General features: G+C 56.9%; 15 protein-coding genes. 7 read left to right on the forward strand and 8 right to left on the reverse strand.

Annotated elements, in window-relative coordinates; genetic code table 11:
* Positions 1-65: 65 nt before the first annotated feature.
* A complete protein-coding gene (locus tag AASM09_RS08595) occupies positions 66-1,457 on the reverse strand; it encodes a site-specific integrase (protein WP_049429734.1) in 1,392 nt (463 codons plus the stop codon).
* Positions 1,458-2,058: 601 nt separating this feature from the next.
* Between AASM09_RS08595 and AASM09_RS08600 the strand changes: the two genes are divergently transcribed.
* Positions 2,059-2,343 carry a hypothetical protein gene (locus AASM09_RS08600; RefSeq protein WP_080355038.1) on the forward strand — a complete coding sequence of 95 codons (285 nt, stop codon included), beginning with the start codon at positions 2,059-2,061 and terminating at the stop codon, positions 2,341-2,343.
* 131 nt (positions 2,344-2,474) lie between these two features.
* A complete protein-coding gene (locus AASM09_RS08605) occupies positions 2,475-3,233 on the forward strand; it encodes a hypothetical protein (RefSeq protein ID WP_152906586.1) in 759 nt (252 codons plus the stop codon).
* 6 nt (positions 3,234-3,239) lie between these two features.
* Here AASM09_RS08605 and AASM09_RS08610 read toward each other — a convergent pair whose 3' ends face one another.
* Positions 3,240-3,674 carry a hypothetical protein gene (locus AASM09_RS08610; RefSeq protein WP_049429732.1) on the reverse strand — a complete coding sequence of 145 codons (435 nt, stop codon included), beginning with the start codon at positions 3,672-3,674 and terminating at the stop codon, positions 3,240-3,242.
* A 120-nt stretch (positions 3,675-3,794) separates the two neighbouring features.
* On the opposite strand from AASM09_RS08610, the gene AASM09_RS08615 reads away from it, so the two are divergent.
* Entirely contained in the window at positions 3,795-4,526 is a 732-nt protein-coding gene (locus tag AASM09_RS08615) for an ankyrin repeat domain-containing protein (protein ID WP_049429731.1), read from the forward strand.
* Positions 4,527-4,553: 27 nt separating this feature from the next.
* On the opposite strand, the gene AASM09_RS08620 is transcribed toward AASM09_RS08615, so the two are convergent.
* Together AASM09_RS08620 and AASM09_RS08625 are read right to left on the reverse strand one after the other, a co-directional pair.
* Positions 4,554-5,183: a hypothetical protein gene (locus AASM09_RS08620; protein WP_049429730.1), complete on the reverse strand. Its 630-nt coding sequence runs from the start codon at positions 5,181-5,183 to the stop codon at positions 4,554-4,556.
* 223 nt (positions 5,184-5,406) lie between these two features.
* Positions 5,407-8,370 (reverse strand): TrlF family AAA-like ATPase, encoded by a 2,964-nt coding sequence (locus AASM09_RS08625; protein ID WP_049429729.1) that lies wholly within the window; start codon positions 8,368-8,370, stop codon positions 5,407-5,409.
* Between the two features lie 212 nt (positions 8,371-8,582).
* Between AASM09_RS08625 and AASM09_RS08630 the strand changes: the two genes are divergently transcribed.
* The 3 genes from AASM09_RS08630 to AASM09_RS08640 all read left to right on the forward strand — a co-directional run bounded on the left by AASM09_RS08630 (position 8,583) and on the right by AASM09_RS08640 (position 10,783).
* The gene (locus AASM09_RS08630; protein ID WP_343368946.1) at positions 8,583-8,948 is read left to right on the forward strand and encodes a hypothetical protein; all 366 of its coding nucleotides are present in this window, start codon (positions 8,583-8,585) and stop codon (positions 8,946-8,948) included.
* Positions 8,949-9,638: 690 nt separating this feature from the next.
* On the forward strand, positions 9,639-10,607 hold the full coding sequence (locus tag AASM09_RS08635) for a MobA/MobL family protein (RefSeq protein ID WP_080355037.1): 969 nt from the start codon (positions 9,639-9,641) through the stop codon (positions 10,605-10,607).
* Positions 10,607-10,783, forward strand: a complete 177-nt coding sequence (locus tag AASM09_RS08640) for a DUF3606 domain-containing protein (protein ID WP_065428079.1) — start codon at positions 10,607-10,609, stop codon at positions 10,781-10,783. The genes AASM09_RS08635 and AASM09_RS08640 overlap by 1 nt, the downstream gene beginning before the upstream one ends.
* A gap of 215 nt (positions 10,784-10,998) precedes the next feature.
* On the opposite strand, the gene AASM09_RS08645 is transcribed toward AASM09_RS08640, so the two are convergent.
* The 3 genes from AASM09_RS08645 to AASM09_RS08655 all read right to left on the reverse strand — a co-directional run bounded on the left by AASM09_RS08645 (position 10,999) and on the right by AASM09_RS08655 (position 12,041).
* Complete coding sequence (locus AASM09_RS08645; protein WP_080355036.1) at positions 10,999-11,208, reverse strand: hypothetical protein; 210 nt, start codon at positions 11,206-11,208, stop codon at positions 10,999-11,001.
* A gap of 86 nt (positions 11,209-11,294) precedes the next feature.
* Positions 11,295-11,687, reverse strand: a complete 393-nt coding sequence (locus AASM09_RS08650; protein ID WP_049429726.1) for a hypothetical protein — start codon at positions 11,685-11,687, stop codon at positions 11,295-11,297.
* A 42-nt stretch (positions 11,688-11,729) separates the two neighbouring features.
* Complete coding sequence (locus AASM09_RS08655) at positions 11,730-12,041, reverse strand: hypothetical protein (RefSeq protein ID WP_049429725.1); 312 nt, start codon at positions 12,039-12,041, stop codon at positions 11,730-11,732.
* A 129-nt stretch (positions 12,042-12,170) separates the two neighbouring features.
* Here AASM09_RS08655 and AASM09_RS08660 point away from each other — a divergent pair, with 129 nt between their 5' ends.
* Entirely contained in the window at positions 12,171-12,506 is a 336-nt protein-coding gene (locus AASM09_RS08660) for a helix-turn-helix domain-containing protein (RefSeq protein ID WP_049429724.1), read from the forward strand.
* 472 nt (positions 12,507-12,978) lie between these two features.
* Here AASM09_RS08660 and AASM09_RS08665 read toward each other — a convergent pair whose 3' ends face one another.
* Positions 12,979-15,180 (reverse strand): DEAD/DEAH box helicase, encoded by a 2,202-nt coding sequence (locus AASM09_RS08665; RefSeq protein WP_049429723.1) that lies wholly within the window; start codon positions 15,178-15,180, stop codon positions 12,979-12,981.
* Positions 15,181-15,184: the final 4 nt, after the last annotated feature.

Consider the following 15,184-nt stretch of genomic DNA (forward strand, 5'->3'; position numbering starts at 1 on the left):
TCGCTAATGGTGTCGCATTGTAATCGTATGCGATAGGGATGGTCTGCGCGCGTCACTAGTCGAGGTTACGGATACATCCTCGCTTCCTTGCCCAATCGTTCCTTGAACTGACCCTTCAGATAGATAGGCAGCGGCGCCGAGGGCTGGTATTGAGCCAGCGCTTCAACCTGGATCTTCCTGATATTGCTGGCCGACTTGTGCACATAATTGTCCTGGAGCACCGGTGCCTTTTTGTTCAGCGAGTGGCCTGTAATCAAGGCGATGTGCTCAACCGGCACTCCTTTGGCATCGAGCTCAGTGGCCAGCGTATGGCGGAACGCATGCGAGCCGATACCTTTGGCAAACCCGACACCTTTTAGGTAGCTGCCAAACTGATTGACGAAGCCTTGACTGTAGCGTCCGGTGACCTTGCCGGTCTTTTTGGAAACGCTGGCGGATAGGTGTGGGAAGAGGCGGGGGTGTCCACAGGCTTTGATGTCAGCCAAGAAATCCATGAAGCCTGCTTGGATCAGGCTGGCGTGGATTGGGACCTTGCGGATCGCGCTCTTGCCCTTGATGCTCTGGCGACTTCGGCGCCCCGTGCTTTGGGCGAGATCCTCATCCACGGTCCTTTGCACAGAGAAGCACCACACGCCGTGGTCTTGAACGATATCAGCCACCTTGAGCTGGGCGATCTCATTGATGCGCGCCCCTGTATACAACGCAATGAGCGGACACCACCAGCGGTGGGGATATTTCTTAGCCCATGGGAGGAATGTCTCGGGGTTGAAGATCTTCTGGACCTCCCCGGTGGAAAGCAGTCGCTCGGGCTCATCTTGATCGATCAGTAGCTCTTCTCGTGCTGGCTTGAACGCATCCATTGGTGAGTGGGGAATGGCGCGGGCTTTGACTAAGGTGTTGAAGAAGGAGGCTAGGAAGCGGCGATGGAGTTCAAGGGTGGAGTTAGCCGGCTGCGGTCGTCCTTGGCTCTGGCCCTGGGCGATCAGTAGTTCAGGAGTTAAGCCCCTACAGGCAGGGTTTGTCATGAAGTCATGAGGCGCCCAGCGCAGCAGATCCCACATCTGATAGATGTGCGTGTGATCGATCCGAGAGGCAGAAGTGTTGCCGGTCACTCGTTGCAAAATGGCAAGCGTCCGTTGGTAGGCATCGATGGTGGTGGTGCGAAGGTTCTGCCGTTCCTTGTCTTTGAGGAAGTCGTCGACCTCTTCTGAAAGAAGCCTGGCGGGGGTGGCTAAGGGCAGGGGCTCCGGATAGCGGGTACCGTTTCGCCGTAATCGGCGGATCTTCTCACTGTGGTCGTAGGTCGCTTGAACCAGATCCTGCAGATGAAGCGCGCCTGCGCGATCTTGAATCACCATATCGCCAAATTCGACGTTGCCGATACGTATGCTGCGGATATAGAGCTGCCCCGTAGGCTTTTGTAGATAGTGATTAAGTTGAGGGTGTTGAAAGTGCATCTACGATCCAATTGCAGAAGGTAGATCTTTGATAAGGTGGCTCAGATTTCTGTCAATCCAAAATCATGGCAAAAATTTCAAGTTCAAGGACGACTTAGGCAATGCAAAAATGTGTCTCGAAAGTTTCGGGAGTTATGAGGTGAGTTTTGTCTTATTCTTTGGCGGAAGGTTATATGCGACATGGCTTCCGCCTGCGCCTGGTCGGTCAAAACCATATATGCGCGTGTAGTGTTTAAAAGTAATAAATTAGGGGAAATGGAGATATTTCTCTCATTTTTAACTGAGCGACAGATAAACGAAGGGTCGGCTGCCTTAAGTAATTCTTCTTAAGAAGACAGTTAGGCAATCCCAAAGAAGGCACTAGAGTTCCGTACTTAGGGAAACCGAGCGTTCGCTAGCTTTACGACATAACTGCTTGCAAAACTGACCTCGGACGCGTGCGCTAGGCCGGACTCGGACGGAGGGCGTTCTAGCGATGGGGCAAGGGAGTTCTATCCCTACATCAGGTGGACGAGGGGCGGTTCGATACCCTGGTTGATAATCTGCCCGTGCCAGCGATAGTATCGGCATTGCACATGAGTGCAATCAAGGGATGTAGGACATGGCAGTCTTTGTTGTGACTTGGAACTTGAACCGAGAGCGGACGAATTACGATCAGGCGCGTCGTGCATTCGTGACGCACCTCGAACGGCACACAAATCGAGCCGACTCGGGACTCGAGTCGGTAAGATGGATATCGACTTCGTGGACTGCAGAGCAGCTTTACAGCGATCTCGCTCAGAAGCTCGACAAAAATGACCGAATTTTTATTTCAAAAGTGCGTTCGGGTGATTACACAGGATTTTTAGACCAGGCCACCATCGATTGGCTTCTGCCTAAGGTTTGAGCGCTGGCATGGCTGCTTGGGTGCGCCAACACCCGGCCAACGCTAAGTCACCTGCTTGACAATTGCACGTGCTGCGGTAGGTTCGGCTGATGGTCCCTCAGTGCAAAGAAAAGGCGAGCGCGGCATCAGAGTTGAGTCAGGTCGCCTCGGAGTTTAGTTCCAATTATCCCCAACGCTCACCTGTGGGCGTCGCCTGCATGGCGCGGGAGAGTTGGTCGCTTGCAGCACCAGAGGCCTCTAGGCCTTGGAGCGATCCGCGCTACGGTGGCTTTGATATTGAGCCATCCCGCAGCGGTCTGTTGCTTCAACAGGCGTGTCGACGGGGCGAATTGGATGCCGTCATTGCGATGCGCCCTACGGCTTCGCTAGTTGAGGCGTCTTTACACGCTCTTCCGATTGCTGTAAATGCCGGGCACATTGAGGTTGTGCGCGAGCTTCTCAGCTGGCCACTGCCTGACAAAGAGGCCATCCTCATTCGTGTCATCGCGTCCATCGCGGAATCTGGCCAAGCCGAGATGGTGCGTTATCTGGTGCAAACAGCGTTGGAATACGGATATTGCCGTCCGCTCCAACTTAGAACTTTGTTTCAGGCTGTGACGAGCGTTGGGGACCTGGCGCTTTTCTACGAGCTTGCTGATCGAGTTGGGTCCGACGTCGATTGGCTGTTCATCATGTTTGTCGCCGCAGAACGCAAGCATTGGACCTGCGCCGCGCTTGCTTGGGAACGCTGCGAAGATAGAGATCTAGAGGGAATAATCTCAGACAAGCAGACGAGTCAACTGTACGAAGAGCTTGGGCGGCAACAGGCAGCTCGAGACGCCCAAGAGTTGCAGGCGGCTTCGGGGTTCAATGGCATTGGCGCTGGGCAGTTGCGGGTTCGCCGAATTTGAATTAGTTCAAATCCGATATTTCGGGTGGCTCTGCTGGAGGGTGCTAAGCGCTGCGGCAATGTTAGTGGCATCTTTAAGAGAAATTCGGCGATCCAGGAACCCCTCAAAGAGCGTTGAGATATCCTTAATGCTCAGGCCCGCTCGCTGCGCAGCACCGAGGATGTTGAGCCACGCTGACGGTTTTTCTAACCGGTCGATTGACCATTTTAGGAGTCCGAGCTTGAACTCCATCTCCTCATCAAGCTCAGCATCTAGATCAGCCAGACGCTTGAGTGCGTCAAGCCTTTCCTGCTGTTGAGAGTGGCCTCTAATCATCCAATGGATCATAACGGCCGCATGAAAAGACGTGCACTTCCACTCTTCTAGAACTTCCGCAAAATCGCGCCAGCTATCACTCAATCTGGTTCCCAGAAAGGCCTCAACTTCGCTCACGTAGCTCATAGGTCCATCCTTGTTGGGTTCGAAGGAGTGTAGCCTACCAATTTTCCTGGTTTAGCTATGTGAGATGCCTCTCTTAGTTGACAAGCTGTCCGCTTCGGATAGGTTGGCTGCGGAGCCGCCATGCACAATATCCTCATCGATCCCCCGCGAATCGCCTATTTGAAGATCCATCACCAGGAACTTCGCACCTTTCATGATCGGCCCAAATACTGGCCTGCGCTGCGGGATGCGCTCCTTACAAGAGATGAGCCCAAAGCGATGCCGCTACTCGATAACTGGTATCTGAGCTCTTGCGCCCAGGAGACCTTATGGATGGCAGCAACCCTGCGCCTTGAGAACGTTTTTGCCTATGTTGCCAAGGATCATTACCCCGCTATGTGGGGATCGCTGCATCTTTGTATGGCGTGTCTTGCGGGTGACGAGTATGCCGTTGGGCTCCTCGCGCCCTTCACTAAGGGGAGTGGGTGGGATGATCCACTGATTTGTGCGGCGCGAAGTGGCAACGCCGCTCTGGTTCAGTCAATCTTGCCCCAATGCGACGCTCACGCTCATGCAAGCCAAGCTCTTGTGGAAGCGTGTGGCGTGGGTTCACTCGAAGTGGTGCAGCTCCTACTTCCGCACTCGTCGCAGATTGCTGCGGCGGCTAGGGCACTCCCACTTGCTGCGGCGCGTGGAGAGGTCGGCATCGTTGCTGAGATATTGGCCTCGCCGCTGCCCGACCGGCAGACGGCGTGCTATCGCGCCTGGGAGTATGCCGTGAAGTATCGGCAGACCGCCTGCATCGAAATGCTCAACGAGGATGCGAGAGCATTGCCGCACACTGGGCTAGCCGCGTTACGGCCAAGCAAATAAGCCGAAGGATGATGAGCGCGGCTGCTCCTAGCCTCGGGTAGGTCGGCTCATCGCTTCAGCTTTGGCTCGCTTCTTTTCGCCCCGCAAGTGCATGTCCATGAAATCTATCGCGATGGGACTCAGTCCATCTAGCTCAGCAGTATGGCGCTTGAGCTGGTCGAGCAACCGAGCTCCTCTGTCGACGTAGACTTTTACATCGAAGAGGGGTTCGCAGTTATCACGATAGATGGCGATTGCCTCGCAGTATTGGCCAAGGAGAATTGCAAAATCATTCAGAGCCGACCGTGTATCCGGTCCCGAAGAGCTCTCCGGTATGCTTCCATTATTGAGAATGCCGCGAAGCGTCAGCTCGCTTCCATCGTTGCCCTTGATCTTGCGGTCAAGCAGTTCGCCTAGATCACTGTAGATCCCGTCAAGCCACCGCAGATGTTCCCCCGCCATCTTTGCAGACGCGTCTTGCCTAATGGCTTCGGTCTGGTTCCTAAGGGTCGCGACAACGGCCAGAAGAGCCAGAAAGCTAAGCAACGGGCCCGTCGTGCTACCAAAGAAGGCGCCAAACTTATCAATGCTCACAGGTTCGGAGCCTGATAGATAGAAGAGGGTGGGCACGAGGAGACATAGCACTCCCAAGATGGCGAAGCTGATGATGGTTGCCATTACGGGCTTTCCTGTTTCAAATGAGCTCTTATCCTAGGAAACAACCTGGATATCGGGTGGTACGAGACCGCTTCGGATTCTCTGTTGCCAGGCTAGGAACGTGGTCAGCTTCAAAAATGCCAGAGTGAACTTTGCGGCGGCTAACTCAACTCTCCATGGGCCCTTGGGGCGAATCTCGTAGTCACCCTCCGGTTGTCGGTCGAAAGGCACCATCGGGAATGGGCTACCTCTCTAAGCGCACGCGCAATCTCCGGGCTCGCTCCTTGAATGCGGCTTCCCCGCCTTTAAGAATGTCGCATACGGCTTTCCGGATGACTGAGGACTCAAGACCGCCAGTGGTGTAGGTGATTCGGGGAAGCCCTCCTGAGCCGTCATGCTGGGACTCGGCGATGATGACTTGGTCGGCATCGGTGTTGATGACCAGGTTGGCGTTATGCGTGACCATGATCACTTGCCGGGTGGCCTTGGCCTGGACGAACAGCGACACAAGCTCGTCAAACACTGACTTGGGGTCCAGGTTCTCTTCGGGTTGATCGATGATGAGTGGGCGATCATCAGCCTCGTCCAAGGCGAGGTAGAGCAGGAGCAAGACAATGCCCCGGGTCCCCGGAGAGAGCTTTCGGATGTCAATGCCATCGTAGGTGATCTCATAACGAACCCGCAGGTGGTCGGTACTATAAAGCCATCGGGCAAATCGCTTCAGCCACGCCCGGAACTCCTCTGGTGCCTGGGGATTGAAGGGGGCGTGCGCAAGCAGGTTCTTCCAATGAGTCGTGACGAACGTGGTCATGGCTGCGCGGACGTCGGCCGCAGATCCTGTTTCCCACGCGACCAGGAAGACTTCCTTGGCAGTTTTGGTGAAGGCGCCGATTCCTTGGAAGCTTCCCGTCTTACGGCGATCCAGCAATCCTTCCTCTGCTTCGGCAGCCCATGCGTCTACATCGGCAATTCGGCGGACGGAAAGGCCGAGTTTGGCTAATGTGCCGGAGGATGCCGCGAGGCGGGTCAGAAGCGGCGAATAGAGCTGTTCCAAAGCCAGTTGCTCGTTGATGACGGCTTGGATCGCCCGCTCATAAGCGTTTTCTCTCTGGGTTTGAAGGAGCTTCCGGCGATCAGCAGCGCCCTTTGCATCCTCCAGTCGCTGTTCGATACCGTTGAGCGCGGTTTGCTCTTTGCTGATGCGGTCAGTCAACGCGGTATATTGCTTCTGCGTCAGTTGATCGGCGGTAAAAAAGGCCGCAAGCCGGGAAATTTCTGACTCGAGCAGCGCCAATGGGAGGCTGTCGAGCGAGGCATCGTCGGCGATGTAAGGGGCTTGGGGGTCGTGGGGCACCGGCGGCACGCCGGTTAGTTTTGCGATTTCGGTATCTGCCCATGCAATGTAGCCTTGCAAGTCCTGATCGACGTTGCCCTTATGCACGAGAAGGAAGGCGTCCCACTGTGCGTCTCCCATGCCATTGGCAGCATGGCGCGCGCGAAGCTGCCGGAGCAGCTCAGGTGAACCCGTAGCGCGTGTGGACGCCACCTCGCCTTGAAGGGACGTGAACGACCGGCGCTGGTTGCTGAGGTTCTGGATATTGGTTCTCAGCGCCTGAGCAACCCCGCTCAGTTCGGTGTGCCTTTGGAGCTGCGCTTGGGTGTCTTGCAGTGTGAGCTTGCTCCGGTCCGCCATGTAGCCAGCAATGACCTGCTTCTTCTGCTCAACCTGTGCAGTCAGGCTAGCAACGGTAGCTTCCTTTTCCAGCTCCAACGCAACTGCGTCGGAGATCTGAGAAATCGCCAGCTCTTCTCGATCACGTGCTTGCCTAAAGAGCTGTGTCTTCTGATCTCGAAGTTCTGCAAAATCACTCGCGAAGTTGGTTTCGCTCGGGTCGTGAGACTGAAAGACCACGCGTTCAATCTCTTCCACCAAGCCATCCGAGGCACCCGAGGCTGAGCAGAGCTCGTCGACGAACTGCTGAGACAGGTAGCGCGCCTTTGGAAAAGACACAGCGTCAGGCCGGTAGGCGAGGGGCCGTTGATCATTGGACCCGCCTCCCCACGTCAAGTTGACCGATGCCCCGCCAAGCAGGCTTCGCGCCCGCACGAGAAAGGACGCGCTGGCGTTCTCATTAGCGTTCCATCCCTGCACGGGAATCGAATCGCAGCCTGCTGCGATGATATCGGCTAAGGCCGTCTTACCGGAGCCGCGCGAGCCGATGATCGCCACGAGCCCAGGGTTCAGCGGCACTTCGGGCGTTTGGAACCCGGGAGCGCCATGGATGCTGACGTGGGTGATTACATGCGAAGGCATGGCTGACTTGGGCGGTGTCTCCCCAACGTAAGCACGGCCTTCGGGATTGATGCAAGCTTGGCGAAGTGCATCGAACGATGCTGCACCCTTGATCCAGGAGTAGCGGTTGCCCACGGGTTGACCAACGGTGTTCAATGCGTGGGCATCACTGCCATGGAGGCAAGGTTTGCATGCATCGTAGGTGGCGATGATTTGGTCTTTGCTCAGTGCCTTCTGGCCGAGCCAGAACTCGCGTTGAGAGGGGTTGCTTGAGAAGATGATGTGGGCGAACTTCTCGATCTCTCGCCGCACGGTGACGTCGGCCGCTTGGTTCAGCCCACTGGTCCCGTCGCCAGAGGCCCCAGCGACGGCAATCAAGATGTTGTCCTTGGCCCAGGTGCTATCGACGTAAGACTGTCGAAGTTCAACGAAGCTCACCCGGAACTGGATGGCGCCGTTGCGCAACGCAGCCAGGTCGTCCGAGATGCTTGGGTCGGCCTTTCTGCCTAGGCGGATAAGATCTTGCCGGTTACAGCTAAAGCGGTCGCCGTAAGCAGAGAACGTAAGACGTTCCAAAAATCGACCAGCTTCATGGACATGGTCTGGATCGTTAGGACTGATCAACAGATGGGCGTTGACGTAGCCTGACTTGGCATGGACGTCCAGCCGGATTTCAACATTCGGAAAGACGAGGGGGATTTCTACCAGCCTTCCCTGCGCCTTTGCGGCGAGAACGTGCTCGTAGCTATCCAGCAAGTAGTAGTTTGTAACGCCCAAGGCATCGATAGGGGGAGAGGAGGCCTCCAAGGCATCCAAGTAGTTATCCCACGATCCGGAGCCATACTGATCGTTAAGCACCGTGCCAGGCGTGTGGACATGCGGATCCCATCTACGCCACTCAGAACCTCGTTCCATCCCTCTTCCCCTGTTTGGCCACTCCGGGCCCCTATGGGGATCATATCCCTTGCTCGGTGCCAACGGGACCCAGATGGTTAGGGGCTATCCAGCCGCTGGCCCTAAACCGCCGTAAAGGACCGGCAAGCCCATCCGGGGTATCGCCACCTGAGACCGTAGCAACCTAAGCTAGCCACGTCGCTCCCAGATCGGGGGCTTTGAGGGACTCAGGGATGCAGTTGCTGAAGAGAGAGGCTGTGCTGCTGGCGTTGGCGCCGGCCTTGGGCATGCTCGGTGTGTATGCGTATGAGTCAGGCCGTTACCGGTTCCTTAAAGTGCCATCGATGCTGATCGATTTGCCGATCAACCGCCTGCTGATGGGCGGCGTGGCGATCGCAGTGCTCGTGACTCTTTTGCTAATGGTCATTGGGGTGCTGCTTAAATGGATGGTTGGTCGCTCCTGGTTTGCGCGGTTCCTGACGATGTTCTGTGGTCTTCTATATTTTCCTCGGTCTCCCGGCCCTTCTCTATTCAACGACAATGCAAGGGGCCCTGTCTTCGTTGATCGTTCCGGTCTGCTTCGCGCTATCGGGGGTTAGTGAGCCGGAGAAAAAGGTCACAGCGAATGATGAGGACCGGAAGGTGCTTCCATGGTTGCCAGACGCTCTGTTCCTTGCGTTCGGAGCGCTCCTGACATCATGGCTAATTAGTGGGTTCGGGTTCTGGAACGAACGGATGGGAGGAGGCCGGCTGTGCCAAAACGGGTCGTTGGTAGCTGGAGCTTATCGAGACAACCTGATCCTCAAGGCTCTGCCAAGCCCTGGCGCAGAACTGGACGAAACCGTGACGCTCGTTCCAGCAGCTGGCGCTGCGTTGCGTGAGTGCAATCCTTCCTTCATTGGAGGAAGAGGTATTTCAGCTGGTGATCCACCCGGCGATAAGCGCTTGAAGAGTGCGGCTAGGGAGTCGCAAGACAGCGAGTGAGAGAGTCGTCGTTGTGATAGCCGTAACAACGGAAACCGGGAGCACGTGCTCGCGTTGCAGGCGCGAGCTGCATACGTGCGGCCAGCGCACACGCCTTAATAGCGAGGGCTATATGAGAAAATTTGCCTGTGGAGCGTTGTTTTTCGTGATACCGATTCGTGCGTTTTGGTGAGGTTTGCGAACTGAGTCGGCCAGGCAAATGAATCCCTCCTAGGCAACTAAAGCACTTAAAAATAAGGATTTACGAGCTATTGCGCTTCCTAAATCTTGAGCCATAACCAATGGACTAAGACAGAGGAAGCTTCATGACAATCGAACACACACGCATCAAAACGTACAGCCGGGCCAAGGGCCATTCGGCGATCGCAGCCGCTGCCTATCGAGGGGGATTTTTGCTTATTGACCCCAAATCCGGCACCAAGCACGACTACCGAGGCAGGGCTGGCATCATCCAAGCCTGTTGCTTAGCACCGCCACGTTCGCCTGCTTGGGTCCATGACCCGCAGCGCCTCTGGGCCGCAGCAGAGGCAGCAGAGCGTCGCCGTAACAGCACCGTTTGCCGTGATTTCACCATTGCATTGCCGCACGAGCTCGATGACCGCGAGCGTTGGGACCTTGTTCTCGACATTTCGCATGCACTGATCGAGAGATACGGCTTTGCGCTACAAGCGAGCCATCACCGGCCAACCAAGGACGATCCTCGCTACTTCTATGGCCACCTTCTGGTGACGACCAGACGCATGGAAGCCTCTGGGCTGGCTGCGAAGACGCGCGTCCTGGACGGGCGAATCAATGGCTACGGTGAGGTGCTGTGGATTCGAGCAATGATCTCTGAGCGCATCAATGCGCATCTCGGTCTAGGCGGGCCCCAGGTTGAGCGTAAGACCCGGGATCTAGCGGAGGGCCTTGCCACGCGTCGGGGCGAGGGAGTCGTTGGCGACGAGCAAGCGAGCTTTGAGCAACTCTTGGGCCGCTACCGAAAGGAGGGCAAGCTTCTTCCCGTCCCAGCGGGCCACACGGCTGAGCGGGCGCGTGGCGAACAGTCCAGGGCGCTCCCCATGGTTGCCGGTATACCTTCTCCTTCGCTCCCGTACAGCCCTGCCACTGACGCACTCCCGGTGCTACCCAGTGAGCTGCCTGATGCGGCTCCGGAGTCCAATAGACAGGTAGGGGAAGACCTACCCTGCAAAGCGGGCTCACCCGACTGGACGAGCGCAGAAGGCGGAGAGACTGTGGAGCGCCTCACACTTCGGGGCGACACGGAGATTTTTTAATGGCAGATAATCTGGAAAAGCGCGGTCCGCCCGACGGAATCCGCATCAATGTCAACGAAGATTGGGAGCTGCGCGACTGGTCCCGGCACTTCGATGTCACCCCGGCCAAGCTGAAAGAGGCCGTGGCCGCCGTCGGCGTCATGGCCAAGGACGTCAAGCGCTTCCTGGGCAAATAAGTCCCCTTCGCAAAGGTTGGAGAGGAGGGCGGTCTCATCCGCCCTTCTTGCTGCGCCGATGCCGGCATAGTGCCTCAGGAATGAGTGCTGCAACGCCCCAATGACAATTCAGGATCAGCTGCGCCGAAGGGAAGATTCTGCAGCCGCCTCATTCAATTGAACAGAGAACGGCTCTACTTCGACTGAGGCTGTGGTTGACCGCTGCCCTGAGCGTTTCAGTGCAAGTAGGGCCTACGGAGCTCCGCCAAAAGCTCAGGCAGTGCCACAACACCGTCCAAATAGGCATGGAGTGCGTTGGCCATATGCTGGTCCACGCCAAAGCCGGCAGCGTGTTGATCTGCAATCCAGCTTTCCACGTGAGCATGACGCAGTTGAGATTCCTGTTCGTCCAGGAGCGTCGGTGAGCGGGAAAAGTCTTGTTTCATGCGAAGAATCCGATTGGTGTCCTGACCTGATTCGTAGCAGAGAACGTTTTTCCGTCAAGCCCCATTCCACGCCTGCAACCTGAGTGTCACAGCATCGCTCTGTCGTTGATGGCTTGGTTCAAAAGTTCATACCAGCAATTCATCTCGCTCTCGCTAGCAAACTTGATCGTCCACACGGGATGATCAACATCGCGAACGCTAAGCGTCAGCGTGCCTTGGCGCCTGGAGTTGTGCCAGTGTTTTTCCCACGTACGCACATCGCTCAGCGGGTAGATCTTCGTTTCCCGAGTCGTGCGGAGCTTGATCCGGGAGCGGGCCATAGACAGCGCCAGAGCGCTATTGCTATCGAAGTAGGATTGGTCGAACTCCGCCGCGAACGCTGCTTGGTCACCGCGTGACTTGAGAGTCCTGCCCACGGCTACGGCGACAAGTGCGCCGGCGCCCAGCACGAGCAAAAGGAAGAATGTGCCGACAGTCATTTGAGCTCCTCGGATGCAAGGGGGAGATTAGGGGGCAGAGGGTTACTGGCCCCTGCCAGTGATCTTCCATGTGTCGCCGACCTCGGTGAAGGTGTAGACACCATCCATTTGGTTCCCGAAATCCCGCCCCATTGCTTCGATCTGAGCTGAAACATCGCAGTTATAGCTCGGGGCGCCCTCGGCCTTCACGCACTTGCCGCTCCTAAATTCCTGAATCTTCGCCTTGTCGTTGCTGTTGTCCTGAACGTATTGCAAGAACGCGGCTTCCCGTTCGTCCTGGGACGGACCGCTTCCCGAACAAGCGGCAAGGCAGGCAGACAACACGCCGACGACGGCCAGACGGAGCTTGAACATGACGGGTCCTTTTGGTGCGATTGGGGCAGTGCCATAGCCCGGGGTTGCAGGCCGATCAATAATACGATAAACGTAGTATACGGGCAACGTAATTTACGGCGAACGTAGCTTACGTTCATCCTTGAGAGCATGAATGCTCCCAAAGCCCCCAGTGTCCGTGTCGTCTTCGCCGCTCGCTTGAAGGAACAGCGGCAAGCTAACGGGCTCAGTCAAAAGGCCTTAGGAGTGGCGATGGGACTGCCAGAAGATGTGGCCGGGGTACGGATCAACAGATACGAACGCGCGGTACACGATTGCGACAGCGAGACCGCCCAGAAGCTTGCGCAGGCGCTTGGGGTGTCAGTGGCCTATCTTTACGCGGAGACCGACGAACTCGCTGAGTTGATTCAGGAGTTCACGCGCCTGCCCGAGTCGGAGCAGCGGGCGATCGTGCAGGAGCTTAAGAAACGATCTGCCAAGCTCTGACGCGACCAGTGACACCGTCAGACGCCTAGGGGCGAACTGCCTAGGGCGCGTGGCGGCTTGGATCGATAGGCGCGGCAGGCAAAAAAGGCGGCAGTTGGTTGATGTCGGATGGCGGGCTACATCCCTTGCCCCGTCCCTTCAACGCCGTGAGCCAGCTACTGATCACGGTTGCTGCGGCTTCTCTGAAATGCCAATGTCTCTTTAGCAATTTTCCTGGCCCGCACGAAGTGGTGGATGCCTCGATAAGGTATTCCACAGCGAAATCAAAGTTGCCCGCTCGCCGGTTCCTCTAGATCTGGGCATTTTCACGTTGAACCACCCAGAAGCATAGCCAAGTGCCGAGCGCTAGAGGATCCTTGTACCGAGGGCGGCCGCGCCTATGTGAGAGCGCTCCAATCGTGCACGTATTTGGAGCGGAGGAGGCGGACCGAAGCAGCTCGCCATCTCCGCTAGGGGCGGGTGGCATCCGGCCTTACTTCGCTGCCCTGGAATGGGAGCTAAGGTTGAACGTCTTCCCGAGCCATTCCATTGCTTCGTGCAAGTTCAAGTGTAGGCTCGCGTAGGACTTCCTGAGCAGGGTGGGGGACAGGAGTCCGTCCCATTTTTGACTTGCCATGTTCTTGGCATCGGCCAGCAGCGTGTCAATGGTGGGGGCCGGTTCGGCGGCGATCTCTGCCAAGAGCTTCGAGATATCGTCCATGTTCTCCGACCCGCGCTTGATCTCGACTCCAAGTTTTCCTGACTGCGCCCTGAGGCCTTTGGCGTTCAGAAGGCAGGCGATGGCTTCGTTTGCATCATCACCCAGCCAGGTCAACAGCAGCCACTCGCTGCCCTGATTGATCAAGGACGCAGAGTCCAACGTATGCTTCGCATAGGTCACTTGCCCCTCATTCAAGAAGCGTTGCGCAGTGACGTCGAGAAAACGCGGTTCGATCTGCCCTCGGTAGAGGGCGCGCATCGTTTGGCGGATTTTCGTGTGGACGCGCCCGCCGCTGCCGCTGAACAAAGGTGGCGTTCCACCCTTGGAAGGGGCGACATAGATGGACTTATGGGCTTCATCGATCTCCTCGACGAGCCAGGTGCGCCCGCCAAACAAGATGCGTTGGCCGACTGTGAGCATCTGCGAGATGGGCAGTGTCCCAAGCGACTTGCCCCCAGCAATGATCCGGAACTCCTCATCGACGGTAAAAGCGGCGTAGAAAGAGTAGTGGTTGACGATCTTGTCGCCCACGGGGCCGTGAAGCAGAAGTCCCGATCCGTCTTGCATCAGCACGTCTTGTTGGCCTAGATGCCGAAGAAGCTCAATGAACGCGGCCGATGAGATCCCGTCGAAGGGGGCACCCTTGGCGCAGAGCATGCTGTAAGCCTGCGCTGCTTGGAGCCCACCGTACTGGGCAATGACCGACAACAGTTGTTGAATCAACGTAGACATATGCGCCCCGTTGGCGATCGGTGGCTCAAACCATTTCTCGATGAGCAACTGCACGACCGCAATGGCGTGAACGGTATCGAGCCGGAGTCGGGTTGGGAGATCTGACTCGGCGTCTATTGCGTTCTCGACCACATACGCACGCAAGATGGCCGGCTCACCTTCACGGCGCCCGGAACGCCCCATCCTCTGACGCAAGCTGGCAACCGAAGGCGGAACCCCGATCTGGGCGACGCTCTTCACGGCGCCAATGTCGATTCCCAACTCCAAAGTGTTGGTGCAAATGGCTGTGGCGGGCCGCTCTTTTTGTTTGAGTGCGGCCTCTGTGTCTGTCCGGATCTCCTTCGAGAGACTGCCATGATGAGGCCAGAACTCACGCGGCCTATTGGCACCTTCGCTCAGCTCATTGAGCAGGTAAGTGTAGCGCTCAACTTCGCGCCGACTATTGGGGAAAATCAGGTTGCTGCTGCCGGCCAGGTTCGCATAGAGGTGTGCTGCGATTGTCTTGGATGAGCTGTCTCCGCTCTGCGTGCCAGCGTGCGGGATCGGCTCCTCGAAGCCTTTGACAACAAGTTGAAGCTCAGAGCCAGTGCCGGGTGCATCAACGATGGCTGCTTGGCCGTTGGGTCGCAAGAACCGGGCAGCAGAGCTTAGATCCCCTAAAGTCGCTGAAAGCCCAACGCGAGGTACCGTGCGGCCAATCACAAGTTCAATGCGGTGCATCAACGATTGAAGCTGTTTGCCGCGCTCGGTGCCGATAAAGGCATGAAGCTCATCAATGACAAGGCATGAAAGAGACTTGAAGATGCCTGCAACAGCGGTTCCGCGGTTGCAGAGCATTGCCTCGAGCGACTCCGGTGTAATCAGCAGCACGCCAAGCGGCTTCTTGAAAAACCGTTGCTTGCTGGTTGCGCCGATATCGCCGTGCCATGGCCATACGGGGATGTCCAAGTTCTCGCAGAGTCGTTCCAGGCGACCGAACTGATCATTGATGAGCGCTTTCAGAGGACTGATATAGATGATCAGCCCCGGCGCTGGGCATTCCAAGAAATGCGTCAGTGCCGGGAGGAACGCGGCCTCCGTTTTGCCGGACGCGGTGCTCGCCGCGACGATCACATCTCGATCACCTGGAAGGATGAGCGGTATGGCCATTTCTTGGACATCACGCAGCGCCTCCCATTGCTCCGCCCACAAGTAGCGTTGGATTTCTGGATGAAGGAGGTGGAAGGCGCTGGATTGGCTCATGGGG

The sequence above is a fragment of the Stenotrophomonas maltophilia genome (genome assembly GCF_039555535.1).
Taxonomy (GTDB): domain Bacteria; phylum Pseudomonadota; class Gammaproteobacteria; order Xanthomonadales; family Xanthomonadaceae; genus Stenotrophomonas; species Stenotrophomonas maltophilia_Q.